The sequence below is a fragment of the Bdellovibrio bacteriovorus genome (assembly GCF_041888015.1).
Taxonomy (GTDB): Bacteria; Bdellovibrionota; Bdellovibrionia; order Bdellovibrionales; family Bdellovibrionaceae; genus Bdellovibrio.
Genome location: NZ_CP168968.1, coordinates 307,228 through 330,207 on the forward strand (window position 1 = coordinate 307,228; position 22,980 = coordinate 330,207).

22 protein-coding genes are annotated in these 22,980 nt (G+C 48.9%); 12 read left to right on the forward strand and 10 right to left on the reverse strand.

Features of this window, described 5'->3' with window-relative positions:
• The first annotated feature begins 31 nt into the window (after positions 1-31).
• The 3 genes from ACES2G_RS01590 to ACES2G_RS01600 all read left to right on the forward strand — a co-directional run bounded on the left by ACES2G_RS01590 (position 32) and on the right by ACES2G_RS01600 (position 2,800).
• Entirely contained in the window at positions 32-1,069 is a 1,038-nt protein-coding gene (locus ACES2G_RS01590) for an ABC transporter permease subunit (RefSeq protein ID WP_347356828.1), read from the forward strand.
• Positions 1,066-2,085: an ABC transporter permease subunit gene (locus ACES2G_RS01595; RefSeq protein WP_347356830.1), complete on the forward strand. Its 1,020-nt coding sequence runs from the start codon at positions 1,066-1,068 to the stop codon at positions 2,083-2,085. The genes ACES2G_RS01590 and ACES2G_RS01595 overlap by 4 nt, the downstream gene beginning before the upstream one ends.
• A 121-nt stretch (positions 2,086-2,206) precedes the next feature.
• The gene (locus ACES2G_RS01600) at positions 2,207-2,800 is read left to right on the forward strand and encodes a hypothetical protein (RefSeq protein WP_374001110.1); all 594 of its coding nucleotides are present in this window, start codon (positions 2,207-2,209) and stop codon (positions 2,798-2,800) included.
• A 78-nt stretch (positions 2,801-2,878) separates the two neighbouring features.
• On the opposite strand, the gene speA is transcribed toward ACES2G_RS01600, so the two are convergent.
• Together speA and leuS are read right to left on the reverse strand one after the other, a co-directional pair.
• On the reverse strand, positions 2,879-4,783 hold the full coding sequence (gene speA / locus ACES2G_RS01605) for a biosynthetic arginine decarboxylase (RefSeq protein ID WP_374001112.1): 1,905 nt from the start codon (positions 4,781-4,783) through the stop codon (positions 2,879-2,881).
• Positions 4,784-4,865: 82 nt separating this feature from the next.
• The gene (leuS, locus tag ACES2G_RS01610) at positions 4,866-7,256 is read right to left on the reverse strand and encodes a leucine--tRNA ligase (protein WP_374001113.1); all 2,391 of its coding nucleotides are present in this window, start codon (positions 7,254-7,256) and stop codon (positions 4,866-4,868) included.
• Between the two features lie 442 nt (positions 7,257-7,698).
• Between leuS and ACES2G_RS01615 the strand changes: the two genes are divergently transcribed.
• The 4 genes from ACES2G_RS01615 (at position 7,699) to ACES2G_RS01630 (ending at position 10,848) form a co-directional block, all read left to right on the forward strand.
• The gene (locus ACES2G_RS01615) at positions 7,699-8,700 is read left to right on the forward strand and encodes a diguanylate cyclase (protein ID WP_347356838.1); all 1,002 of its coding nucleotides are present in this window, start codon (positions 7,699-7,701) and stop codon (positions 8,698-8,700) included.
• Positions 8,701-8,744: 44 nt separating this feature from the next.
• Positions 8,745-9,785, forward strand: a complete 1,041-nt coding sequence (locus tag ACES2G_RS01620) for a cation diffusion facilitator family transporter (RefSeq protein WP_374001114.1) — start codon at positions 8,745-8,747, stop codon at positions 9,783-9,785.
• Positions 9,754-10,461, forward strand: coding sequence for a tRNA (guanosine(46)-N7)-methyltransferase TrmB (gene trmB / locus ACES2G_RS01625; RefSeq protein WP_347356842.1), 708 nt, complete (start codon positions 9,754-9,756; stop codon positions 10,459-10,461). Before ACES2G_RS01620 ends, trmB begins: the two co-directional genes overlap by 32 nt.
• Positions 10,462-10,548: 87 nt before the next feature.
• Entirely contained in the window at positions 10,549-10,848 is a 300-nt protein-coding gene (locus tag ACES2G_RS01630) for a hypothetical protein (protein ID WP_347356844.1), read from the forward strand.
• Position 10,849: 1 nt separating this feature from the next.
• Here ACES2G_RS01630 and ACES2G_RS01635 read toward each other — a convergent pair whose 3' ends face one another.
• Entirely contained in the window at positions 10,850-11,140 is a 291-nt protein-coding gene (locus tag ACES2G_RS01635; protein ID WP_347356845.1) for a 2Fe-2S iron-sulfur cluster-binding protein, read from the reverse strand.
• A gap of 108 nt (positions 11,141-11,248) precedes the next feature.
• Here ACES2G_RS01635 and trxB point away from each other — a divergent pair, with 108 nt between their 5' ends.
• The 4 genes from trxB to ACES2G_RS01655 all read left to right on the forward strand — a co-directional run bounded on the left by trxB (position 11,249) and on the right by ACES2G_RS01655 (position 15,340).
• The gene (gene trxB / locus ACES2G_RS01640) at positions 11,249-12,193 is read left to right on the forward strand and encodes a thioredoxin-disulfide reductase (RefSeq protein ID WP_374001117.1); all 945 of its coding nucleotides are present in this window, start codon (positions 11,249-11,251) and stop codon (positions 12,191-12,193) included.
• 7 nt (positions 12,194-12,200) lie between these two features.
• A complete protein-coding gene (locus ACES2G_RS01645; RefSeq protein ID WP_374001119.1) occupies positions 12,201-12,698 on the forward strand; it encodes a response regulator in 498 nt (165 codons plus the stop codon).
• A gap of 172 nt (positions 12,699-12,870) precedes the next feature.
• Positions 12,871-13,611, forward strand: coding sequence for a hypothetical protein (locus ACES2G_RS01650; protein ID WP_374001120.1), 741 nt, complete (start codon positions 12,871-12,873; stop codon positions 13,609-13,611).
• Positions 13,598-15,340, forward strand: a complete 1,743-nt coding sequence (locus ACES2G_RS01655) for a S8 family peptidase (RefSeq protein ID WP_374001122.1) — start codon at positions 13,598-13,600, stop codon at positions 15,338-15,340. Before ACES2G_RS01650 ends, ACES2G_RS01655 begins: the two co-directional genes overlap by 14 nt.
• A gap of 9 nt (positions 15,341-15,349) precedes the next feature.
• On the opposite strand, the gene ACES2G_RS01660 is transcribed toward ACES2G_RS01655, so the two are convergent.
• From ACES2G_RS01660 to ACES2G_RS01685, 6 genes are all read right to left on the reverse strand, one after another.
• Positions 15,350-16,480: a hypothetical protein gene (locus ACES2G_RS01660; RefSeq protein WP_374001123.1), complete on the reverse strand. Its 1,131-nt coding sequence runs from the start codon at positions 16,478-16,480 to the stop codon at positions 15,350-15,352.
• A gap of 235 nt (positions 16,481-16,715) precedes the next feature.
• The gene (locus ACES2G_RS01665; RefSeq protein WP_374001124.1) at positions 16,716-17,570 is read right to left on the reverse strand and encodes a PilZ domain-containing protein; all 855 of its coding nucleotides are present in this window, start codon (positions 17,568-17,570) and stop codon (positions 16,716-16,718) included.
• A 51-nt stretch (positions 17,571-17,621) separates the two neighbouring features.
• Positions 17,622-18,590 (reverse strand): ABC transporter ATP-binding protein, encoded by a 969-nt coding sequence (locus ACES2G_RS01670; RefSeq protein WP_374001125.1) that lies wholly within the window; start codon positions 18,588-18,590, stop codon positions 17,622-17,624.
• Positions 18,590-19,582: an ABC transporter ATP-binding protein gene (locus ACES2G_RS01675; protein ID WP_374001126.1), complete on the reverse strand. Its 993-nt coding sequence runs from the start codon at positions 19,580-19,582 to the stop codon at positions 18,590-18,592. The genes ACES2G_RS01670 and ACES2G_RS01675 overlap by 1 nt, the downstream gene beginning before the upstream one ends.
• 105 nt (positions 19,583-19,687) lie before the next feature.
• Entirely contained in the window at positions 19,688-20,350 is a 663-nt protein-coding gene (locus ACES2G_RS01680) for an HAD family hydrolase (RefSeq protein WP_374001127.1), read from the reverse strand.
• Between the two features lie 26 nt (positions 20,351-20,376).
• Complete coding sequence (locus tag ACES2G_RS01685; protein ID WP_374001128.1) at positions 20,377-20,901, reverse strand: OmpA family protein; 525 nt, start codon at positions 20,899-20,901, stop codon at positions 20,377-20,379.
• 115 nt (positions 20,902-21,016) lie between these two features.
• Between ACES2G_RS01685 and ACES2G_RS01690 the strand changes: the two genes are divergently transcribed.
• Positions 21,017-21,673 carry an O-methyltransferase gene (locus ACES2G_RS01690; RefSeq protein ID WP_374001129.1) on the forward strand — a complete coding sequence of 219 codons (657 nt, stop codon included), beginning with the start codon at positions 21,017-21,019 and terminating at the stop codon, positions 21,671-21,673.
• A 46-nt stretch (positions 21,674-21,719) separates the two neighbouring features.
• Here ACES2G_RS01690 and ACES2G_RS01695 read toward each other — a convergent pair whose 3' ends face one another.
• The gene (locus tag ACES2G_RS01695; RefSeq protein ID WP_374001130.1) at positions 21,720-22,778 is read right to left on the reverse strand and encodes an OmpA family protein; all 1,059 of its coding nucleotides are present in this window, start codon (positions 22,776-22,778) and stop codon (positions 21,720-21,722) included.
• Positions 22,779-22,980: the final 202 nt, after the last annotated feature.

Consider the following 22,980-nt stretch of genomic DNA (forward strand, 5'->3'; position numbering starts at 1 on the left):
GTAATCGAATGCATATTGTGGGAGTAAGGCCTTGATCGTTTACCTGATTCGCCGATTGTTATTGATGATCCCGACATTTTTCGGGATTACCATCGTCACCTTTGCGTTGATTAATCTCGCTCCTGGAAGCCCTATTGAACAGAAGCTTCAAGCCATCCGTTTCGGTGCTGCCGGCGGTGGTGGGGGCGGCGGCGGTGGAGGCGGGATCAACACCCGTGGCGACACCTCTGTAAATGAAGAAGTTATTGAGGCTTTGAAAAAGCAATACGGCTTCGATAAACCGATTCACGTTCGTTATTTTATCTGGGTTAAGAACCTGGTTCGTATGGACTTCGGTGAAAGCTTCACCTATCAAGAGCCAGTTATCGACGTTATTAAGAGTAAATTTCCGGTTTCCCTGCAGTTTGGTATTGCGTCTTTGCTTCTGACCTATCTGGTGTGTATCCCGTTGGGGGTTCGTAAGGCCATCAATGCCGGCGGAGCTTTTGACCGCTGGACGACCATCATCCTGAATCTGACTTACTCTATTCCTCCAATCGTTCTGGGTATCTTCCTTATCGTTGTTTTGGCCGGTAAATTGAACTTGTTCCCGCTGGGTGGTTTGCATTCCGACGATTATGAGTCCCTGACTGCTTGGGGTAAGATCGTGGACCGCGCCCACCACTTTGTATTGCCTTTGATCTGTTACATGATTGGTGGTTTCACGGAGCTTTCCACTTTGATGAGAAACTCCATGCTGGATGTCATCAAGTCTGACTTCGTTCGTACAGCACGTGCGAAGGGTCTTTCTGAAAGAGTTGTTGTCTTCAAGCATGCTCTTCGTAATGCCCTGATCCCGATTGCAACAGGTTTGGGTGGCTTCTTTGGAGCATTCCTTGCCGGTTCTTTGATTATCGAACAGATGTTCAATTTGGATGGAATTGGTTTGTTGGGTTATCAATCCGTTTTGTCCCGTGACTATAACGTGATCATGGGTCTGACCTTTATTTCATCCATGCTGTTGATGATGGGCCGTATTTTCAGTGACGTCATTTACGTTCTTATTGATCCAAGGATTGACTTCAAATGATCGAAAAATATCTTATTCGCAATGAACTGACGTTGAAGAGATATAAGCGATTTAAGCGCGATCGCGTGGCTGTGGTCTCTTTCTGGATTTTGATGGCGATGTTCTTCGTAAGCTTCACTGCGGAGCTTTGGGCGAACAATCATCCTCACGTATTGAGCTATCAAGGTAAATTGTATTTCCCTCTAGTTAAGGATTACCACCCAACTGCATTTGGCCGTGATGACATCTTTGTGATGGACTATCGCGATCTTGAAATGAAAGAGGGTGACTGGGCGATCTGGCCACTGGTTCAGTGGGACCCTTATGAGGCCAATAAAGCGGTCGACACTTATCCGTCTCCTCCGACAAAAGTTAACTGGATCGGAACTGACGAAAGCGGTCGCGACGTTCTGACTCGTCTGCTTTACGGTTTCCGCTATACGATGTTGTTCTCTATCGGCTGCTGGATCGTCACTTATGCTATCGGTATCACGATGGGTGCCTTGATGGGTTACCTGGGTGGTAAGGCGGATTTGTTCGGTCAGCGTATCGTTGAGGTTGTGGAAAGTATCCCAATCCTGTTCGTATTGATCACGGTGATCTCGATCTTCAATCCAAGCTTGCCTTTGCTGGTTGTGTTCTTCTCGATCTTCAGTTGGACAGGGATTTCTGCATATATGCGTGCCCAGTTCCTTTCTTTGAGAAAGCGTGAATACGTTGAGGCGGCCCGCGCTATCGGTGCGGACCATAAGCGTATTATCGGTAAGCATATCCTGCCGAACGGTTTGACTCCAATTGTGACCTTCGCGCCGTTCTTTATCGCGGGTGGTGTGAATACGTTGTCTTTCCTGGATTACCTGGGATTGGGTCTTCGTCCGCCGACGCCAAGTTGGGGTGAGTTGCTGGCTCAGGCTCAAAAGTGGTTCACGATCGCAGAGTGGATTGTTTGGGGTCCGATGGTGGCTATCGTATTGACTCTGACCTTGTTGATTAATATCGGTTTTGCAGTCCGCGATGCCTTCGATTCAAAAATGTAAGGCTCAGCGACCTCATTTTTAGTGCAAAATAAAAACAGATTTGATTATGTGGGTGAACGAAAGTTCACCCATTTTTTTTTGGAAAAAGGCGCCTGTTTGGTCCCTGTCTGAAGGAGTTTCGATGAATTACATGGCTTTTGTTTTAGTTGTTCTGGGCTTTTCTGTTTCTCAGGCTCAAGTATTGGGAGAGTTGAAAGGCGCAGGTCCTATGACGGCTTCTTTTGAGCGTCTGGACGGCAAGTATGAGAACATGGATCTAAAGTGCACAGTGGCTTTGAACTACCACCAGTCCGCCGAAAAGGTGGAGTTGGATTTTTCCTTCTATGACTGCAATCGCTTGGGTGGCTGGAATGATCTGCCAGTCTCTTTGAAGGTTCAGGGTGGTTCTTTGGTGGACGCTCAAGGGCAGGAAAAAGGTCGCATCCTGGCGGATGGAACTGTCGAGTTTACAGCCAACACTTACTCCACAATCCAGTATCAGGACACACAATATGACTTTGATTGCCGTCCGTATTCAACCAGCCGCAAGACTTTGCGCCTTGATACAGTCACTTCTTATTCCTTTGCCAAGTCTGCGGAAGGTTATCGTTTTGCCCGCAAACAGTCTCAGGATCGTGTGGCTTATAAGTCGAAAAAAGACTATGCCCGTTGCCCGGCGGTGGTTATTCCGACCAAGATGAAATCCAGCAGTTCTCTGACTGCGACGATTCAGTAATATCAGAACCACAGTATATTCCAAAAAAAAAGGGCTTCTTGCGAAGCCCTTTTTCTTTTTGGGAACTTGTAAAATTTCTTACTCAGCCTCTTCAAGGTATGTGTAACCAGAAAGACCTTCTTCATAGTGTTTAATCAGAAGTTTGGCTTCTTGCTTGGTGATAGAACCTTTTTGGATAGATTCTTCTGTCGCCTGACGAACGCTATCAACCATTTCAGAACGGCCGTACTGAACGTAGGAAAGAACTTCTGTCACAGTGTCACCAGGAACATAGTGGTCAATAGTGTAGCCCACACCGTTCAAAGAGATGTGAACTGCATCGGTGTCACCAAATAGATTGTGCAAATCACCCAGGATCTCTTGGTATGCACCAGTCAGGAACACGCCCAGATAGTACTGCTGGCCATCCGTGAACTGATGCAAGCGGATGGTTTCTTTCGGTTCTCCAGATGCGGTGTCGATGAATTTTTCGATCACACCGTCAGAGTCACAAGTCAGATCCGCCAAAGTCGCTTCACGTTTAGGTTCTTCGCCCAGACGGTGAATAGGGATTACCGGGAACAACTGACCTACCGCCCAAGAATCCGGAACAGACTGGAACACAGAGAAGTTAGAGAAGTAAGTATCACACAGCTCTTTACCCAGTGCTGCCACGATGTCTTCACAGTCCGGAGTCGCGCGTGCCAGTTTGATCATCTTGGTTGCGATCGCAAAGTACATGGATTCACACCATGCACGCTGCTCAAGGCTCAAGACGCCGTAAGTGAACAATTGCAGAGTTTCTTGTTTGGCTTGTTCCAGGTCATTGAAGCACTCGTTGATATTGTCTTTGTTCACCTTTTCGTAGATGTACTGCATGTCTTGCATGATGGAATGATCCGTTTTCGTCGCTGGACGAGGCGGTTCATGGCGGTGAAGATCGTTCACGCCCATCACGTTGAATACCAAAACCGAGTGGTGAGCCACCAGGAAGCGGCCGGACTCAGTCACGATGTTTGGATGTGGAATGCCTTTTTCATCACACAGAGTCTGAAGTACAGACACGATGTCGTTGGCATATTCCTGCTCAGAATAGTTCACAGAGCTGTCAGAGTGGCCGGAACCGTCATAGTCGACACCCAGGCCGCCGCCCACGTCGATGTACTTCAGGCCTGCGCCCATTTTGTACAATTCAGTATAGAAGCGTGCGCCTTCTTTCAAAGAGGACTTGATGGACTGGATCTGAGGAACTTGAGAACCGATATGGTAATGCAGAAGCTCCAGGCAATCCAACATGCCTTCGTTTTTCAGGAACTCAACGCCCTCAACGATTTCAGAGGAAGTCAGACCGAATTTAGAGCGAGCGCCGGAAGAATCAACCCATTTACCCGCACCTTGAGTGTTCAATTTCGCGCGGAAGCCGATTTTTGGACGGGCATTGAACTTTTTCGCCACGTCCACGATCATCTTCAATTCTTCTTTGCGATCCACCACGATGATGGTGTTGCGGCCCAGCTTCTGGGACAGGATGGCTGTTTCGATGTATTCTGCATCTTTAAAGCCGTTGCAGATAATCAGTGCATCTTCGGTGTTCATCAAAGCCAGAACTACCAGAAGCTCTGGTTTGGATCCGGCCTCAAGACCCATGGTGTAGTCTTTGCCGTATTTTACCAGTTCTTGAACCAGATGACGCTGTTGATTCACCTTGATCGGATAGACGCCACGGTACTGGCCTTTGTAGCCATGATCAGCAAATGCTTTTTGGAAGCAGCCGTTCAAAAGCTCCACGCGGGATTTAATAATTTCCGGAAAGCGAATCATGATAGGAACGCGAATACCACGGTCCAAAAGATCTTGGGTCAGCTCATGCAAGTCCACAGTTGGACCGTTAGCCCCCATAGGAGTGACAGCAACATTTCCTGCGCTGTTAATTCTGAAATAACCGTTGCCCCAGTTGTTGATCCCATAAAGCTCAGCGCTTTTTTCAGGACTCCAATTAGACATCTCTTTTGGCCCTCACGACTAGGGGGCCCGGATAAAGGACCCCATGTTGTTTTTCGGGGTCCTCTTCGGTAAAAGAACCCAGTTATTTAACGATCAAATTCAAAATCTTCCCAGCTTTGTAAATCACCTTATCGGGATTTTTGCCGCCAAGAACGGAAGCCACCTGCTCCACGGCTTTCGCCGCTGTCACAGCCTCCTGCTCGGAAGCTGCCACGCCAATCTCGATCGTGCCGCGCATTTTTCCGTTCACTTGCACGCCGATTGTTACAGTGTCGTCAGCGCACAGGGTGTTATCATATTTTGGCCATGGAGCCAAAGCGCAAAGTCCCTCGCCATTCATTTTTTCCCACAATTCTTCAGCCAAGTGCGGGGCAAATGGCGCCAGAATCTGTACCAGTGGTTTCAGAGCCAAAACCGAGCGGCATTCTGCGCGGTAAAGTTCGTTCACCAGAATCATCATGGCGCTGATCGCTGTGTTGAAACTCATGGATTCGATATCTTCTGTGACTTTTTTAATCGTTTTGTGAACTAATTTCTCAATCTCCGGAGTTAAAGCCTCCGAAGTCGCCACTAGCTGACCGTCATCGTTCACCACCAAGCGGGTGATGCGATCCAGGAAGCGTCTTACACCATCGATACCAGTCGGAGCCCAAGGCTTGTCCTTGTCCACCGGACCCATAAAGCTGATAAAGGTTCTCAAAGCATCAGCACCGTGAGATCGCGCAATTTCTTCTGGAGAAATCACGTTTCCGCGGGATTTCGACATTTTCTCGCCATCCGGGCCTAGGATCATCCCTTGGTGCGCCAGTTTTTGGAAGGGCTCATCATGGGTCACCAGACCGCAGTCAAAAAGAACCTTTGTCCAGAAACGGGCGTACAGCAAGTGACCGACAGTATGCTCAGGACCGCCGACGTAAAGGTCGACTGGCATCCAGTACTTTTCCGCCTCAGGGCTGAACGGAGCTTCGTTGTTTTTCGGGTCAATATAGCGCAGGAAGTACCAAGACGATCCCGCGGCACCTGGCATCGTGTCAGTCTCACGACGGCCCTCTTGATCTCCGTTCATGTATTTCACCCAGTCGGCATTACGAGCCAATGGCGCTTCTCCGGTGTCAGCCGGCTCATAGTCCGCCACTTCCGGCAAAACCACCGGAAGCTCATTGACGGGAACTCCTTTGGAGCCATTGGCAAAGTGAACAATCGGGAACGGCTCGCCCCAGTAGCGCTGGCGGCTGAACAGCCAGTCGCGCAGCTTGTATTGAACTTCGCGAACACCCAGTTTGTTTTGCTCAAGGTATTCCAGCATTTTTTTGATGGCGTCTTTTTTGTTCAGGCCATTCAGGAATTCAGAATTGATCATGACGCTGTCGCCTTCAAACGGCATTTGGTCACTTTCCAGAACACTCTTGATTGGAATATTGAACTTCGTTGCAAACTCAAAGTCGCGGGCATCGTGACCTGGAACCGCCATGATGGCGCCCGTGCCGTAGTCCATCAGAACATAATCCGCGATCCAGATTTCAATCTTTTCGCCCGTGATCGGGTGGATGGCGTGAGCTCCGGTGAAGACGCCGGTTTTTTCTGTCGTGGCTTTGCGATCCACTTCAGATTTTTTTGAAGTGTCTGCGATATAGTTTTCCACGGCTGCGTACTGTGGCTGAGAAGTGATCTTTTTCACCAGTGGGTGTTCTGGGGCCATCACCATAAAGGTCACGCCGTACAAAGTGTCAGGACGGGTGGTGAACACCTCAAAGGATTCAGGATCTTCCGAAACCTGGAAAGTCACACGTGCGCCTTCGGATTTTCCAATCCAGTTGCGCTGACCTTCTTTGGTTCTTTCCGGCCAGTCCAATTTGTCCAGATCATTCAAAAGACGTTCCGCATAGTCCGTAATTTTCAGCATCCACTGCTTCATCGGAACACGGATCACCGGGTGACCGCCGCGCTCGGATTTGCCGTCGACAACTTCGTCGTTGGCCAAAACAGTTTTCAAAGCCGGGCACCAGTTGACCGGAACTTCTTTTTGATAAGCTAAACCACGTTCATAAAGCTTCAGGAAAATAAATTGAGTCCACTTGTAGTAATCAGGTTCGCACGTGGAAATCTCGCGACTCCAGTCAAAACTGAAACCAAATGTTTGAAGCGTCTTGCGGAAGCTGTCGATGGCTTTTTTGGTTGTGATCGCAGGGTGTACACCCGTCTGGATGGCATATTGTTCTGCAGGCAAACCAAAAGCATCATAGCCCATCGGATGAAGAACGTTGAACCCGTTCACGCGCTTATAGCGGGAAATAATATCGCCCGGAGTGTAAGAGGCCATGTGACCCACATGTAGTCCGGAAGCAGAAGGGTAAGGGAACATATCCAAGGCATAGTATTTAGGCTTGGAACTTGTTGTCTCAGCCTGAAACGCCTTCGCGTCCGCCCATTTTTTCTGCCACTTTGCTTCGTACTCGGTGAAGTTCAAACTCATAAAAACATCCTTCAAAATTCAAAGAAAAACACCACAACCATAAATAACGAAAATCCCCAGACAATTCAACGAATAAGCCCACACAAGACCGCGTAAAAACACCCCACAAAAAATCACAGAAAATTTAAGAATCCCCCCAGTCTTAAGTCTGCGTAAGAAACAAGGTCGTCGCGCCGGAGAAGGGCTTTGGGAGGGGCTCCGCCGCAAGTTCCGCAGTGATCCCAGGCCACTTAACCAACAGGCCCACCAACGAGCCCTAAGGCCATCTCGAAGCCTAAAGAAAGCAACGAGCGAGGATGTGTCCGAAGCGCCGGAGCCCCTCCCAAAGCCCTTCTCCGACCCGACCTCGACCGAAGTCCACTCTGGTCTAATGATTAGAAAATCGTCTAAATAATTCCCAGAATTAACCGATCAGTATCCCAAACGTTACACTGGTATGTAGATGAGTTTTGAAGTCAGCCCCAAACAACCTAAAAGTCGCCGTATCCTGGTGATCGACGATGACAAAGACAGCCTGGAGATTCTCCTGGAGCCTTTGCGTTGGGAAGGCTATGACGCTCGTGGTGTGACGACCGAAGCTGAAGCCCACAAGCTGATCGAATCCTGGATTCCTCACATTGTGATTCTTGACTGGATGGCACCGTCCATGGCGGGTTTGCGGGTTTTGAAGTCCGTGCGTGAGCGTCTGTCTCACGTTTCCTGCGTGTTCGTATCTGAAAACTCCAGCACCGAGGCGATCATTGAAGCCCTGGATGCGGGGGCGGATGATTACATCGTCAAACCGTTTGTGCCGCTTGAGCTGCTGGCGCGCATTCGCTCTCAGTTGCGTATTCGCGATTTGCACGAGCAACTTCTTTTTGCCAATGAAAAACTCAAAGAGCTTGTGGATACCGATGACCTGACGGGTCTGTACAACATGCGTTCGCTGTATCAACGTCTGGACTTCGAGATGGAGCGGGGACGTCGGTTCCATCGTGATGTCTGTGTGGTGATGATGGATATGGACTACTTCAAGACGGTGAATGATGGTCATGACCATTTGTTCGGAAGTTATGTTCTGTCGGAAGTGGGTAAGATCATTCGCGCCAACACGCGCAATATTGATATTCCAGCCCGTTACGGCGGAGATGAGTTCCTGATGGTTTTGACCGAGACCAACCATGCCGGTGCGATGTATTTCTGCGAACGCCTGCGTGAGAACATTGAGAAAACGACCTTCCGCAATGGCGAGGACTCCATGAAGCTGACGGCTTCCTTGGGCTTTGCAATTACGGTCCCGGGTGAAAACATCAGCGCTCGCGAACTGGTTCGCCGTGCGGACCACGCCCTTTATGAGTCCAAACGTGGTGGCAGAAACCGTGTGGCTTTCTACAAGCCCGAGACAGCTCCGGTGGTGGAGCTCAAATCTGCAGCGGCTATGAAGCGTCGTAAGGCTGCAGGCTAATATCTATTGACCTTCCCGAGGGGATCTACGAAAACCCTCTTATTATGCAAAAAACAATGCCGTCCTCTTCAGATAAAATCCGTTCGCGCGCTGCCTGGGTTTCAGCAGTTGCCAGTGTTTTGATTTTCAGTTTGAAAATCGGTGCTTACAAAGTGACGGGTTCGGCGGCGGTTTTGTCTGACGCTCTGGAAAGTATTGTGAATGTGATTGCGGCAGTGGTCGCTCTTTTCGTGATCCGCTTTGCTGCTCAGCCAGCTGACGAGGATCATCCTTATGGACACGGCAAGGCAGAATACTTTTCTTCGGCCTTTGAAGGAGGGATGATCTTCTTTGCGGCGATCATGATTATCGGAGAGAGTGCGAAGGCCCTGCTGTTTCATGAGCCTCCACAGCGGCTGGAAACCGGTTTGTTGATTGTGGCCGGGGCTGCTATTTTGAATCTGATTCTTGGTATTTACCTTAAGGCAGTGGGGGCTCGTCATCATTCTGATGCTTTGAAGGCCAGTGGGTCCCACGTTTTGTCGGATGTATGGACTACCGTGGGCGTCATGGTGGGCCTGGGATTGGTGCTGCTGACAGGACTTCAGTGGTTGGACCCGGTGATTGCCATTGTTGTGGGGTTGCAGTTGGCCTATTCCGGATTCAAAATTGTTCGTGAGTCACTGGGTGGCTTGTTGGACGCTCAGGATTTGGGCTCTTTGGAGCTTCTGGCTGCAGCGTTAAAAAAGAATAGGGTTCCGGCAGTCATTGATATTCATCATATGCGCGTGATCCGCTCAGGGCGTTTCCATCACGTGGATGCGCACATGGTGGTTCCAGAATATTGGGATGTGGCTCAGGTTCATGAGATGACTCAGGGATTTGAGGCCCGTGTGGTGAAGGATTACGAGTTTGATGGTGAGCTGGCGTTTCATTTGGACCCTTGTAAAAAATCCTTTTGTGCCCATTGCGAGATGCCTCAGTGCCCGATTCGTTTGCAGCCGTTCCAGTCCTTGCCGGACTTCTCTGTGAAAAGCTTGACCGATGACCCGGCTCCGACTAATCAAGGGACCCATGACGACTCAGGCTCCAAGACGACAAATTAATATCACCAAAGACCTTCCAAATCAGAATGCTTACACACTGGCTTTGAACGGGGAGTACTCCCACGTGGCCTTTGATGAGCTGCGTGCGCCGCTAAACAAAGGCAAATGGCGTTCAGATGTATTCAAGGCGGATGCAAAGATGCCGATGGATGTGGAAGTGGGCACTGGGAATGGGACTTATTTTGCTCATCACGCAAAGACCCATTCTGATCGTTTGCTGGTGGGGCTGGAGCTGAAGTACAAGCCTTTGATTCAGACAATCCGTCGTGCGGTGAACGCAGGCTGCACAAATGCGGCGATCACACGCTTCCACGCGTTCAATATTTCCGAGCTGTTTGAAGAAAACGAGATCGACAACGTTTACATTCATTTCCCGGACCCTTGGACGTCTCCGAAGAAGCCGAAAAACCGTTTTGTGTGCAAACAGAATCTGGAACTTCTTTATCGTCTGCAAAAACCAGGTTCCTATATCAATTTCAAAACAGACTCATTGGTGTACTTCTTATGGGCGATGGATGAAATCCGTCAGTCTCCGTATGAAATCGTTTTCGAGACTCAGGATCTGCATAACTCAGAAATGAAAGATCAGAATTTTGAGACAGCTTTCGAGAAGATCTTCTTGCGCGAAGGCATCAAAATCAACTTTGTCCGCCTGAGAAATAATCGCACCTCCTAAGCTGGCGTTCTGTCCAGCGTTGTCTGACAGGTTTCAGCTTTTTCCAGTTTAGTGGACTATAATAAAGGCCTCGATGAAGGGGGCTTTATGAAAGCTTTGGCTTTTTGCTTAGGCCTGGGGGTTGGAATCTTGGTCTCCGATTCTTTTGCGGCGATCACCAAAGGTTCTGACTATGTGATGCCGGCCGAGGAGTCGGTATCGACCCTGCGCAGCTCGGCACTTCCCTGTTACAATCGAAATCAAAAAATGGTGGGTGTGCGGGCCCGGCTTTCCTATATTGAAGGGGAGCGCTGCGCTTTGCCCAAGCCTACCGAGGCTCGTCGTCTGGATCGACCTGATCATGAGCCTGCTGACCCGGGTATTCCTTTTCAGAAGCGGGATCTTTAGTTTACCAGTAGGTGGCATCCACGGTGATGTCGCCTAAAACCTGCGTCTGGCAACTGATGCGGACATCTTTGGGGACGTTGTTGGTTTCCCTTAGAAAACTTTCGGTTTCATTTTCTGAGGTCAGATTCTCTTTTCCTTCTACAATCACGATCTTGCACTTTGCGCAAACGCCGTCTCCATCACAACTCGAAGCCACGGGCAGGCCTGCGTCTAGCAAAGCGGTCATAAGGACGGTTTGCGAGGGAACCTCAATAGGTGCATGAATGTTCTTCTTAAAGGAAATCAAGGGCATAACCCAGTGTAGCTGACGCAGCCCAAAACGTGCAAAGAACTAATGAAAAGGGTCCTATTTGTTGATAGCCTTTGAGCGTAATTCCTGACCCTATTTGTGAGGTAAACTATGACTGAAGATCAAAAAGTAGAAAACGTCATTATCATCGGCTCTGGCCCAGCGGGACTGACTTCCGCTATCTATACATCGCGTGCAAACTTGAATCCTTTGATGATTGAAGGTGAAGAGGCTGGCGGCCAGCTGATGACAACGACAGAAGTTGAAAATTTCCCTGGTTTTGATCATGGCATCACAGGTCCTGACCTGATCACTGTGATGAGAAAACAAGCGGAAAGATTTGGTACACGTTTCATCACCCGCAACGTGACAAAAGTGGATTTCTCTCAACGTCCGTTCAAGGTGTGGATTGGTGACAAACTTCACCTGGCAAAATCCATCATCATTTCTACAGGTGCTAGCGCCAAGTATCTGGGCCTGCCTTCTGAAAAAACTTACGCCAATCGTGGCGTTTCTGCGTGCGCAACCTGTGATGGCGCCTTCTTCCGTAATCAGGAGATCGGCGTTGTCGGTGGTGGTGACACAGCTATGGAAGAGGCGCAATTCCTGACTCGCTTTGCTTCCAAGGTTTATTTGATTCACAGACGCGATCATTTCCGCGCCTCTAAGATCATGGTTGATCGTGCGTTGAAAAATCCCAAGATTGAAGTTTTGTACAATACGGAAGTGATTGAAGTGTTGGGTGATGGCAAAGGGATGACAGGCGCAAAAATTAAGGGCACGGTTGATGGTGCTGTCAAAGAACTTCCGATCACGGGTCTATTCCTGGCCATTGGCCATAAGCCGAATACAGACCTTTTCAAGGGAATGTTGGATATGAATGAGACAGGCTATTTGGTCACTCAACCAAATACCACATATACTAATATTCCAGGTGTCTTTGCGGCCGGAGACGTGCAAGATCATGTATATCGCCAGGCGATCACAGCGGCGGGCACAGGGTGCATGGCTGCGATTGACGCAGAAAGATGGCTCGAAGCTCAAGAGTCTCACTAAGGAATGTATGAAGGATAAAAGAATCAACACCAAGGATTTGATCGAAAAGATCGAGAAGATGACCAAGGCGCGTATCGCTTCCCAGGAAGTAGTGCCTTTGGATCAGTTCCGTGAAGCGAAAAAGAAGCTCGACCCTAAAATCATTCTGGTTATCGAAGACGACGAAACAATGCGTTTGGCGATGAAGAGGATTCTGGAAAGCGAAGGCTACGTCACGAAGCTGGCTGCAGATGGAACCGAGCTGTCCACGGTGCTTGATGATCATCCGGTGGATTTGATTCTGATGGATGTCGGTTTGCCTTGGGTGAATGGTTTTGAGCTGGCTCAGTTGCTGAAAGACCATCGTGATCTGAAGAAGATTCCTTTGGTGTTTGTCTCGGGGAAGGCGTCTGAAGATGACATGAAGAAAGCCTTCGATCTGGGAGCTGATGATTACATCAAAAAGCCATTTGATGTTGAGAAGCTTAAAAAGACTGTGGAAACGCTTTTGAAGCTGAATCCTTAAGTCCTGCATAGCATATGAATTATAAAGCCCCTGCTGGAAACATCAGGGGCTTTTTTTATGGACCAAAGTTCTGTCTCATTTTGGGATTCCATCTTGTCTCCATACTTTCCCAATAGTTCTTACAGAAAATAGTGATCGGGACTGCGTTTTCCAGCTAGAATAAAAAGGACTCATGGCACGTAAACACACGTATATATTCATTGCTGCTGCCGCCGGACTGGTGGCATTGGGCTTGTTCTTTAAAAAGGATCAAGAGCCGACTTTCGTGGAATCTGTAGAAGAGGCTGCCGCTGTTGTGGAGGCCTCTGATCCGCAAAGTGAAGATGAAATTGCGCTAGCCAATAAACCTTTGGATAAAACACAGGTCACAGAAATTCCGTCTCACGGAGAAAACACGGCAGAGACGGCGCGCCGCCTACGCTTGCCGGAAGCAAAAGCGCAAGCGACAACGCATGCACCGACCGCTCGTCAGTTGGCTCAATCTTCGATGTTGTCAGACACGGCATGGAAGGTATGGGAAGGGATGACCGCGTATCCAATGTCGGCAGGTGTGCGAAAAGATGCTGTTGGGGAAGTCAGTGGATTTTATCTTGTTCCTCAAACAGGCCTTCGGGTGGATGAACGGGCTTACTTCAATACTCAGCCCATGATCGTTTACAACGAACGCAAAGGCTTGGCGGGGGTGGTGACTGGCAGTATTCAGATCACCCTGCGTGAGGGTGTGGCGCTGGATCCTCTGCTTGAGACTTTTGATCTTAAAGTCGTCGGTGAATTGCCAGAGATTCGTGCTTACTTCGTCACTTCATCACAACAGCCCTATGATTTGTTTTCTTTGAAAGATCGGTTGGGCAGTGAGCCTGGTATTAGTGATGTTCGTTTGGAGATTTTAAGCAGGCAGTATGAAAAGTTTTAAGCGAAAAGCAAAAATATTTCTGCCGTTGATGATGGTGGGTGCCGTCATTGGTTTGCTTTTTACCAACTGCTCAAAGCAGGGCTTTGATGGTGCCGTCGCAGAGATCAAACAAGGCGACGATCCATTTCTGGGATACGCCTGGCATATTAACAATACCGGGCAGTCTGTTTTTGCTGCGTCGGGTGGTGGGGTTCCTGGGTTTGATTTGAATTTGCTGAAGACATGGACTTCAGGGTTGTCTGGAGCAGGCCTGAAGATTGTTGTATCAGATGATGGTGTTCAGGACAGTCACGAGGATCTAAAGAGTAATTTTATTTATGGATCGTCTATTAACTATCATATCTCGCCTGCGACAGGGGCGAATAATTCCCCGCCAAACTCGTCCGACGACAATCACGGAACTGCAGTTGCAGGTCTGATTGCGGCAGTGGGGGGTAATGGGGTCGGCACAAAAGGCATTGCTTACGGGGCCAAGTTTATTTCCTACAACTTGCTTTCCAAGAATGTGGCGCAATTGGATGAACGTATTGTTCAGCAGGTTGCGGGGGGGCACGACATTTACAACATGAGCTGGGGTAATTCTCAGAATAATCTTCCCAATCCGGTTCCTCTTTGGGACAGCCAGCTTCTGACGGGTGTTATTAATGGACGGGGCGGAAAAGGCTCTATCTATGTGAAGTCTGCGGGCAATGATTTCTTAGTCAAATGCCGTGGTTCCGAAAGCACTTATTGTGTTGGTAATGCCAACTTCGATCCGGATAACAGCTCGCCTTACACGATTCTTACCGGGGCACTGAATTCCCTGGGCGAAGTGGCATCGTATTCGTCAATTGGTTCCAATTTGTGGGTGGCCTCTTTTGGGGGTGAATTTGGCGATGACTATCCGGCGATGATCACCACAGATCGCAGCGGTTGCAGCGCGGGCTATTCGCAAACTTTGATTTCGGGGAAGGTTGAATTCGAGCGCGGTCGAAATGGAAATAGCAATTGCAGTTATACGACGACTTTCAATGGCACATCAGCGGCGGCACCGGTGCTGGCGGGGGCGATTGCTCTGATTTTAGAGGCCAATCCCGCTCTGACTTGGCGAGATGTAAAATATATTTTGGCAAAAACGGCGGTGCCGGTCAGTCCGAACATGTCGGCCATCACAAGTCACCCTCTGGTGAAATATCCTGGGGATGCCTCCAAGAATGTACGTTTGCCCAGCGGGGCTGTCTGGGAAAACCGTTGGGTGACGAATGCCGCTGGATTCAAGTTTCATAATTGGTTTGGTTTTGGACGGGTGGATGTCGATGCGGCTGTTGCTTTGGCCAAGAACTACAGTTCCCCTTATAGCACACAGGTGACGGCGACAAATTTTATTACCCAATCCAGTCCAAATCCGAACTCTATTCCGGACGACAGTGCCACGGGGTTGTCCAGTACGCTGACCGTGTCTGCCAACTACAGAATTGAGGCTGTGCAGGTCCGCTTTAAGATCGCTCACAACAGTATCGCGGATTTGGGGGTGGAGCTGATTTCTCCATCAGGTACCAGAAGCATGATTATCAATATGCGCAACTCATTGGTGGGTATTGCCGGATATGATGACGAAGTTTTTCTAAGCAATGCCTTCTTCCACGAAAGATCGGTGGGAACTTGGACTTTGAAAGTCTATGACGGGGCCGGCAATGATATCACCGGTACGTTGACCAATTGGGGCGTCAATATCATCGGCACTCCGTAGAGTGCACTCCTAGTTTCCAATAAACATTGATGAAATGCAGCGAGTTTCCAGATTTCCTGGATAGAAGGACGTGGAGCCTGCACGTGTGAATTCTTTGGTTGTACTGTTATAGGTGAATTTTTCAATGTTGTAGGGGATGGTTCCTGTTGTGAAGTTGTTGGTGATGGCTCCACCCGTGGCGACATAAAGGGTCTTTGTCGATTTATCATAGGTCATGGCAGAAGCTCCATAAATCACGCTGGGAACTTCATAGCCTTTGAATTCATCGCTGATGGTATTGGCGGTTTCATCCACGTCATAGGAATAAATTGAGTTCAGCATAGATCCGGAGATACCTGCATAACTGACCACCACACGGCCAGCGTCCTCCATATAAACGGACGAAGTTGGATAGGCAGTCAAAGCCGGTGCGGCCTGACTGGCAAGACAACCTGTGGTTCCGTTCCATCCTGTCAGGCCATTGATGATCCCGATACGATTATTGGCGCTGGAGGCATTCTGGGAATGTGTATAGATAATGTTGTATCCCAGCGTGTTTGAGCTTGTTGGGTAGGTGGCCAGTGAAGTGATGTTCGTGATGGAGGCGCTGCAAGCGCCACCCGGTGCCTGCACCCAGGCATTGGTTCCGGTTCCTGTTTCCCGGGCTTTACCGGTGTCCAACTTTTCAATCGCAGTGGAACGGCTGATCAGCAGTCCATCGATGGTTTTGAAAATAAAACGGGCGGCCGATTGTAACGCGCCAATAGGGGCCGCCGCTGAAGTGTTATTATAGTAAGTCTGTCTTTCGCCTGAGAGAGTTTTTTTGATCAACTCTATTCGGCGTTGTCCTGTATGTTCCAGTAAAACCAGCAAGTGATCTGAATCATAGTCAGCGATTCCCACGGGAGTTGTGCCGGGAGCATCAAAGCCTGTGGTGAAGTCAGCAATGCGTCCTTCGTACTGTGCAGTCTCCAGATTCATTCGAAAGATTACGTTCGAGGCGGTTGTCGCAGAGTATGTTGTATTTCCTGTTCCGGAGTAGCACAGGCCGCTGGCGACATACAGATAACGGGGCTTAGCTGCCTCTTCCACCTCTGGCTGACAGGCGGTAAGAAAGTTTGCCAGGACACTAACTGCAACAACGTATCTCAAGTGACTCATAGGCTCTCCTTCGGAGTTCTCAAAATAAGATATCGGCGTTTGTTAAGAGTCCTTGACTGACTTTGAGGAAAACTAGCCTAAACGTATCGTTAAGATACCTTAATATAATAAAGGCTCTGGAAATTTATCCTGCAAAATAAGAGATGAACAAAACGAGCATGCAAGGAATACGACGAAAGACGAGAGTCTGCGGTCAAGTGGGCTGCGAAGTGAAATTGAATTTTGATGAAAGAAATTATCCGGCGTTTTTGCGGACTTGATCTTGATAGGCGACGTAAGCTTTCAGCAAAGCATCCAGACGTAAAGTCATGGCCACGTCTTGCTCAATGAACATCAGACGGCGTGGATCGGCCAGGTCGCCGACAATCTTCGCTCTGAATAGCAGACGAGCTTTTGCTGGATCTGGTTCAAAGGGGTTAACGATAATCAAATCAAAGGGCTTGTTCAGGAAGTCTCTTGGGATCTCATCTTCAAGCATGGTTCCGCTCAAAGAAATATCCTTGGAATAAGTTCGGAACGAGCGCACTTTGGAAACCAGCACAACTTCGATTTTGAAATTATGACGAGGATCGCGACGGCGATCTGAACCTTTGGGTTCGGCTTTGGCGACCAGGGGTGCCGCTTCCTCTTCTGCCTGAGCTGCTTTTTTCGGCTTCGGCATATCGGATTTGTCTTTTTTGATCTTATTCAGATCCAGATCGTCACCATTGAAATCTTTGACGTGATAGCCGCCGACTTCGCGAGGTTTCAGAGGCACATCGCCAACCACAACTTGTGTGTATTGGCTGTCACCCTTGGTGGCAGGAGCATTCTTGGTGGCCGTTAAGGTGTGTTCATCCGTAGTGCCCGGAGGGCTCGGCATTTCACCCGGTTTTGGCGGTTGAACAATCACGAAGTAAGTTTGATCTGAATCGAGGAAGTCCTTAATGGAAAGCCAGCCTTCCCAGCCGGGTGTCCACAGGAAGAATTTGGTATGATCTTGAACCGCGATAGAGAGAATTGTCACCTGTGCCTGAACCACAGACATAGGCTTCGTCTGCGTTTTAGTCTCGGCATCATAGATAATCCAGATTTTCCCCTGCGTCTTCATGAACTCCTCAGTATGTACTAAGGAGTTTATCGGAAAAGTTTGGTTAGTTCTTTACACTCGGATGCAGGAAGCAACGTGATCTTTGGACTTTATTTCCAAGGACGGGACGATAGTCTTGCAATCGTCGATCGCCATTGGACAGCGAGGATGGAAATGGCATCCAGAAGGCGGGTTGATCGGAGACGGAACGTCGCCAGTCAAAATGATACGCTCTTCTTTTTTGCGTGGGTCCGGAACCGGGATCGCTGACATCAGGGCTTTGGTATAGGGATGCTTCGGATTCTTGTAAAGTTCTTCAGAATCCGCCATCTCGACAACTTTACCCAGATACATAACGGCAACACGTGTAGAAACGTGTTCAACCACTTTCAAGTCATGCGCAATAAAGATGTAAGTCAGTCCCAACTTCTGTTGGAGTTCCATCAGAAGGTTGATCACCTGAGCTTGAATGGAAACGTCCAAGGCAGAAACCGGCTCATCGCAGACGATCAGTTCCGGGTTTACCGCCAAAGCACGGGCAATGCCCACACGCTGACGTTGACCACCCGAGAATTCATGCGGGTAACGGTTTAAGTGCTCACGGCGCAAACCCACCAGATCGATCAGTTCGTGAATGCGATCCTGACGTTCTTTGGCGGTGGCATAAAGATTATGGATAATCAGAGGCTCTTCCAGAATCGCTCCGATTGTCATGCGCGGATTCAAAGAGGCAAATGGATCCTGGAAAATGATCTGAATTTTACGGCGCATTTCACGAAGTTCTTCACCTTCGATATGAGTGATATCTTTGCCGTTATAAATGATTTTTCCAGAGGTCGTGTCGTGAAGACGCATCAAGCAGCGACCCAAGGTGGACTTACCACAACCGGATTCGCCCACAAGACCCAAAGTCTCGCCTTTGTTGATTTCAAAGGACACGCCCTGAACCGCTTTTACGGCGGCAACTTCGCGATTGAAGAGACCACCAAAAATAGGAAAACTTTTTACCAGGTTTTCAACTTTCAACAGAGGAGTGCTCATTATTTCGTGACCTCGTCAGACAAGGGGTGGAAACAAGCGACTTTATGGATGCCGCGAAGATTCTCAGTGGATGGATAAGACTGGCGGCAGTCATCCTGTGCATAAGGACAACGGTCCGCAAAGCGACAGCCCTTCGGAAGATTGTAAAGACTTGGAACCATCCCTTTGATGGTCTTAAGCTGATCCAGCTTGTGACCGGTTTCAAAGTGTGGAATGGAATCCAGCAATCCGCGAGTGTACGGATGCTTCGGACGATAGAAGATATCTTCCACTGTTCCGAATTCAACCACGCGGCCAGCATACATCACGGCCACTTCGTTGCACATCTCCGCCACAACGCCCAGATCGTGAGTGATCAGGATCATGCCGGCATTGAAGTCTTTTTGAAGTTTGCGCATCAGATCCAGAATCTGAGCCTGAATAGTCACGTCCAAAGCCGTCGTCGGCTCATCGGCAATCAACAGTTCCGGATTGCACGAGATCGCCATGGCAATCATCACACGCTGTCTCATACCGCCCGAAAGCTGGTGCGGGAATTCATGGAAGCGTTTTTCCGGAGCTGGAATACCCACAATACGAAGCATTTCGATAGCTCGTTCGCGAGCTTGAACTTTAGTAAGGTCCTTTTGGTGTAAAAGGATGGCTTCTTCGATCTGATCGCCCACGGTGTAAACCGGGTTCAGGGAAGTCATTGGCTCTTGGAAGATCATCGCGATTTCGTTACCGCGGATTTGTCTCATGCGGTCGTCTGACAATTCCAGAAGGTTTTGACCTTTAAACAGAACTTTTCCAGATTCGACGTGGCCCGGTTTCTGAACAAGACGCATAACGGACAGGGAGGTTACGGATTTTCCGCATCCAGATTCCCCAACAATTCCAAGCGTTTGGCCTTTTTTAACGTTAAAGGACACGTCGTCAACAGCGAGGAAAGTGCCGTCGTCAGTTCTAAAGCGCGTCTTAAGATTTTGAACTTCTAAAAGAATGTCGTTCACCGGAGACAACCCCCCATTATCAAAAAGCTTTCACCTTATATAGTCCACGCCGCCCTGAGGCAAGCCCGCAAAGGGTGCATGGCTATTTTTTACGGCAAAGATGCGTCAAGCTTTTTGGGTGATTTTCTCCAGCAGCGCGGACAGGTCCTGATAGTGATCCAGAACTGCCAGGGGCTCATATTTTTCAAGAATATGAGTCGCGGTATAGCCGAAACCGATCGCGATGGAGCCCACGCCAGCTCGTTGGGCCGAGAGCATATCTGGAGTTCCATCACCGATCATAAGTGTATTTCCGGGCAGACGACCTGCCAGCCTCATCATCGTGCGCAGGGGCAGGGGACTGGGCTTTCTTTCCTCCAGAGTATCTGCTCCGAAGATGTTCACCCACGGAAAACGGTTTAGTCCCAAGTGATCGATGATGACCTTGGCTGGTTCTTCGTTTTTGTTGGTGATAATGGCGATAGGCCCCTGATACTGAGTCAGGAAACTTTCGACTCCGGGGTAAATGCGGGTTTTATTCAGCATTTCCTCTTCATAGGTGCGCAGGAATTCCATCTCAAGACCGATGATATCGCCGGGCTCCAGGTTGTCGCCCTTAAATAAATCGGCGATGAGTTTTTTGATACCCTCGCCGATATGGGAAATAATTGTGGCGTCACTTAACGTGGGTTTCGAGTGATTCGCCAAGGTGCGATTGACTGCGGTGATAATATCCGGAGCAGAGTCAATCAAAGTGCCATCAAGATCAAAGACAAGAAGAGGATTCATAGCCCCCCATCTTGCCGACTTTATGGTTATTCGACAATCTCAAAGTCCACGCGGCGGTCGCGGGCTCTTTGGGAAGCTGTGCCCAGAGTGTCCCGTGCGACGGCACCTTTGCCGATGGTTTCCAGTTTTGTATCCGGCACACCTTTGGAAATCAGATAGTCGCGCACGCGGTCAGCACGCTCTTCAGAAAGTCGCTGATTGCGACTGGTATCGCCCTGAGGGTCGGCCAAACCGGCGATGCGGATTTTTTCAAACGAGCCTGAAGTCTTTTTCATTTCCGAGGCAATCTCATCCAGCGCGCGACGACTGGAGGCGGTGAGTTCGGAACTGCCGACATGGAAGCGGATATTCTGGGAAAGGGTGGAAAACTTGGTGCTTTTGCTAAGATCCCTTGCTGCGCCTGAGAGAGCTGATTGTGGTCCACGATCCGAGGACCGTTGGGAACTCACCATATTTTCACTGTCTTTCTTGTATTTATTGGCGCAAGCCCCGAGAGTCAGAATCAAAGCCAGTGATGTTACAACCTTCAAAGTCGTGGATTGAAAATGCATAAAAAACCTCCGTCAATGGATAAAGTTTATATCTAGAAAAGGCTATGCGCTGTCGGGCGAAGCGGGCAAATTAACTTCCTGTTAACTTCATAGCTGGAATATGCGAGGATGGGGTATGCGTGAATCCGTGTTAACCAACAAAGAAGAATACATGCTGTCTCTTCTCACTGAAGAGTCAGAGCCGAAAAAACTTTCCCGCCAGTTTGCTGATGAGTTGAACCTGGGGCGCATCAGTATCAATCCTGCCGAGGCACAGTTGGTGGGCACATTGGTCCGTCTTCATGGCTGCCGTAAGTTTGTAGAGATCGGGACCCTGACGGGATTGTCAGCGCAATATATTTTCGAGGCTCTGCCAGAAGGCGGTACGCTGTGGACGTTGGAAAAAGAGCCACGTCATGGTGACTATGCATCACAGGCTTTCGCAAAGCTGGATCAAAGCAAAAAGAAAATACAATTGGTGATGGGGGATGCCCGCGCTGAATTGGAAAAGCTGTCCAGTGAAGGCCCTTTTGATGGCGTCTTTATCGACGGCAATAAAGCGGCCTATTTTGATTATCTGACCTGGGCGGAAAAAAATCTGCGTTCTGGCGGATTGATTCTGGCGGACAATATCTTCCTGTCCGGAGGAGTGTGGGGAGAACCCACGCAAAGATTCTCTGACAAGCAGATCAATATCATGCAAGAGTTCAACAAGCGGCTGTCAGATCCGGCGCTTTATGAGTCCGCGATCGTGCCTACCTATGAAGGTCTTTTTGTCGCTATTAAAAAATAGAAAATAAAAAAGGGCTTCGTATGAAGCCCTTTTTTTGTGGAGTTTTTTAAAGAGCCAAAGCTTTTTGCAGAGCTTTTTCGTCTTTTACGCCAGTGAACAGAAGTTCAACCTTGCGATCTTGAGCCAGAACTTCTTTAGCCTGGCTGGAGCCTTTGCCCAAAGCCACAATATTTTCTTTATTCAGACCACCCTTGATCAGTTGAGCCTTTACTTGCTCCGCCCTTTTTTCAGAAAGAGACTGGTTCAGTGCTTCAGATCCGGAGATATCTGCGTAACCGTGAACTTCCACTTTGCTGAAAAGATTTTTATTCTTTTGCAGCAGGGTCGCCAATTTTTTCAATTGAGCTTGATTTTTTGCATCAATGCTGTAGCTGGCCTCTTGGAAGAAGATGCTGTTGCCGTTTTCAAAGGAAGCATAGTTGATGTATTCCAAAGCGGAAGCTGGTTTAACTTCGATTGTTTTGGCAACCGGAGCAGCCTGAACTTTCGGTGCCGCGGCGACAGATTTCACTGTTGTTGCTTGAGCATGTGGATTCCAACCCAACTGAAGGTCTATCATGTACATGTTCACCATTTCGCCAGTGTTGTTGGTTTCAGTCATTGCACGTCCACCAACGCGAGCCAGCCAACCTTTGGCGATAGAGAATTCTTTCAGGGCCTGCAAACCTACGAATTGTGCATCACCTTGAGAAGCCGCATAGGAAGAGCCCATTTCAAAAAGATGGTTGGCCACAAGACCAGCCTGCCAAGCGTTAGCAAAACGATAACGTGCTGCCAATTCCAGGCTAGAGCCAGTGACAGCGGTGTCTTTTGCGCCGGACTGAGAGAACTGCTGATTGGAGATGCCAAAGCCCGCATCAAACACATACGGTTGTGCCAAGTAGTAAGAACCTAGGACTTTCAAGGAAACGGGAGTGCCTTCGACAGGAACATTGTCGTTGTTGCCAGTGTAACCACCACCGAAACCAATAAATGGCAACAAACCTTGAGGCGCCATTTCCACAGCTTCCTTGGAAAATTCCAGGCTGCTTGAGTTAACGTTTTGATCAGCATAGCTGTTCAGAGAAAGTGTTAGCATAGTTGCCAGCACGATGATGGACTTCATATTAAACCCCTTTTGTTTAGTGCCTTGGTTATGAGCGCCCTTAATATTCCTGTCAACGTGTGCAACATAGGGTTATGACAGAATTGCTTCAAATTTATCTGGGAACATTGTTTCTGAGGTTGATTCATTTTGAGACGGCTCACTGGCCCCGCAATTGCTTTCTTATATCGGTGAAGGCGAGCCTCATTGGGGTTGCTTTCAG

Bases quoted from the DNA above. Each gene is read 5' to 3' on its own strand.
- ACES2G_RS01595 (WP_347356830.1), top strand. From the start codon at position 1,066: ATGATCGAAAAATATCTTATTCGCAATGAACTGACGTTGAAGAGATAT.
- ACES2G_RS01600 (WP_374001110.1), top strand. From the start codon at position 2,207: ATGAATTACATGGCTTTTGTTTTAGTTGTTCTGGGCTTTTCTGTTTCT.
- speA (WP_374001112.1), bottom strand. From the start codon at position 4,783: ATGTCTAATTGGAGTCCTGAAAAAAGCGCTGAGCTTTATGGGATCAAC.
- leuS (WP_374001113.1), bottom strand. From the start codon at position 7,256: ATGAGTTTGAACTTCACCGAGTACGAAGCAAAGTGGCAGAAAAAATGG.
- ACES2G_RS01615 (WP_347356838.1), top strand. From the start codon at position 7,699: ATGAGTTTTGAAGTCAGCCCCAAACAACCTAAAAGTCGCCGTATCCTG.
- ACES2G_RS01620 (WP_374001114.1), top strand. From the start codon at position 8,745: ATGCAAAAAACAATGCCGTCCTCTTCAGATAAAATCCGTTCGCGCGCT.
- trmB (WP_347356842.1), top strand. From the start codon at position 9,754: ATGACGACTCAGGCTCCAAGACGACAAATTAATATCACCAAAGACCTT.
- ACES2G_RS01630 (WP_347356844.1), top strand. From the start codon at position 10,549: ATGAAAGCTTTGGCTTTTTGCTTAGGCCTGGGGGTTGGAATCTTGGTC.
- ACES2G_RS01635 (WP_347356845.1), bottom strand. From the start codon at position 11,140: ATGCCCTTGATTTCCTTTAAGAAGAACATTCATGCACCTATTGAGGTT.
- trxB (WP_374001117.1), top strand. From the start codon at position 11,249: ATGACTGAAGATCAAAAAGTAGAAAACGTCATTATCATCGGCTCTGGC.
- ACES2G_RS01645 (WP_374001119.1), top strand. From the start codon at position 12,201: ATGAAGGATAAAAGAATCAACACCAAGGATTTGATCGAAAAGATCGAG.
- ACES2G_RS01650 (WP_374001120.1), top strand. From the start codon at position 12,871: ATGGCACGTAAACACACGTATATATTCATTGCTGCTGCCGCCGGACTG.
- ACES2G_RS01655 (WP_374001122.1), top strand. From the start codon at position 13,598: ATGAAAAGTTTTAAGCGAAAAGCAAAAATATTTCTGCCGTTGATGATG.
- ACES2G_RS01660 (WP_374001123.1), bottom strand. From the start codon at position 16,480: ATGAGTCACTTGAGATACGTTGTTGCAGTTAGTGTCCTGGCAAACTTT.
- ACES2G_RS01665 (WP_374001124.1), bottom strand. From the start codon at position 17,570: ATGAAGACGCAGGGGAAAATCTGGATTATCTATGATGCCGAGACTAAA.
- ACES2G_RS01670 (WP_374001125.1), bottom strand. From the start codon at position 18,590: ATGAGCACTCCTCTGTTGAAAGTTGAAAACCTGGTAAAAAGTTTTCCT.
- ACES2G_RS01680 (WP_374001127.1), bottom strand. From the start codon at position 20,350: ATGAATCCTCTTCTTGTCTTTGATCTTGATGGCACTTTGATTGACTCT.
- ACES2G_RS01685 (WP_374001128.1), bottom strand. From the start codon at position 20,901: ATGCATTTTCAATCCACGACTTTGAAGGTTGTAACATCACTGGCTTTG.
- ACES2G_RS01690 (WP_374001129.1), top strand. From the start codon at position 21,017: ATGCGTGAATCCGTGTTAACCAACAAAGAAGAATACATGCTGTCTCTT.
- ACES2G_RS01695 (WP_374001130.1), bottom strand. From the start codon at position 22,778: ATGAAGTCCATCATCGTGCTGGCAACTATGCTAACACTTTCTCTGAAC.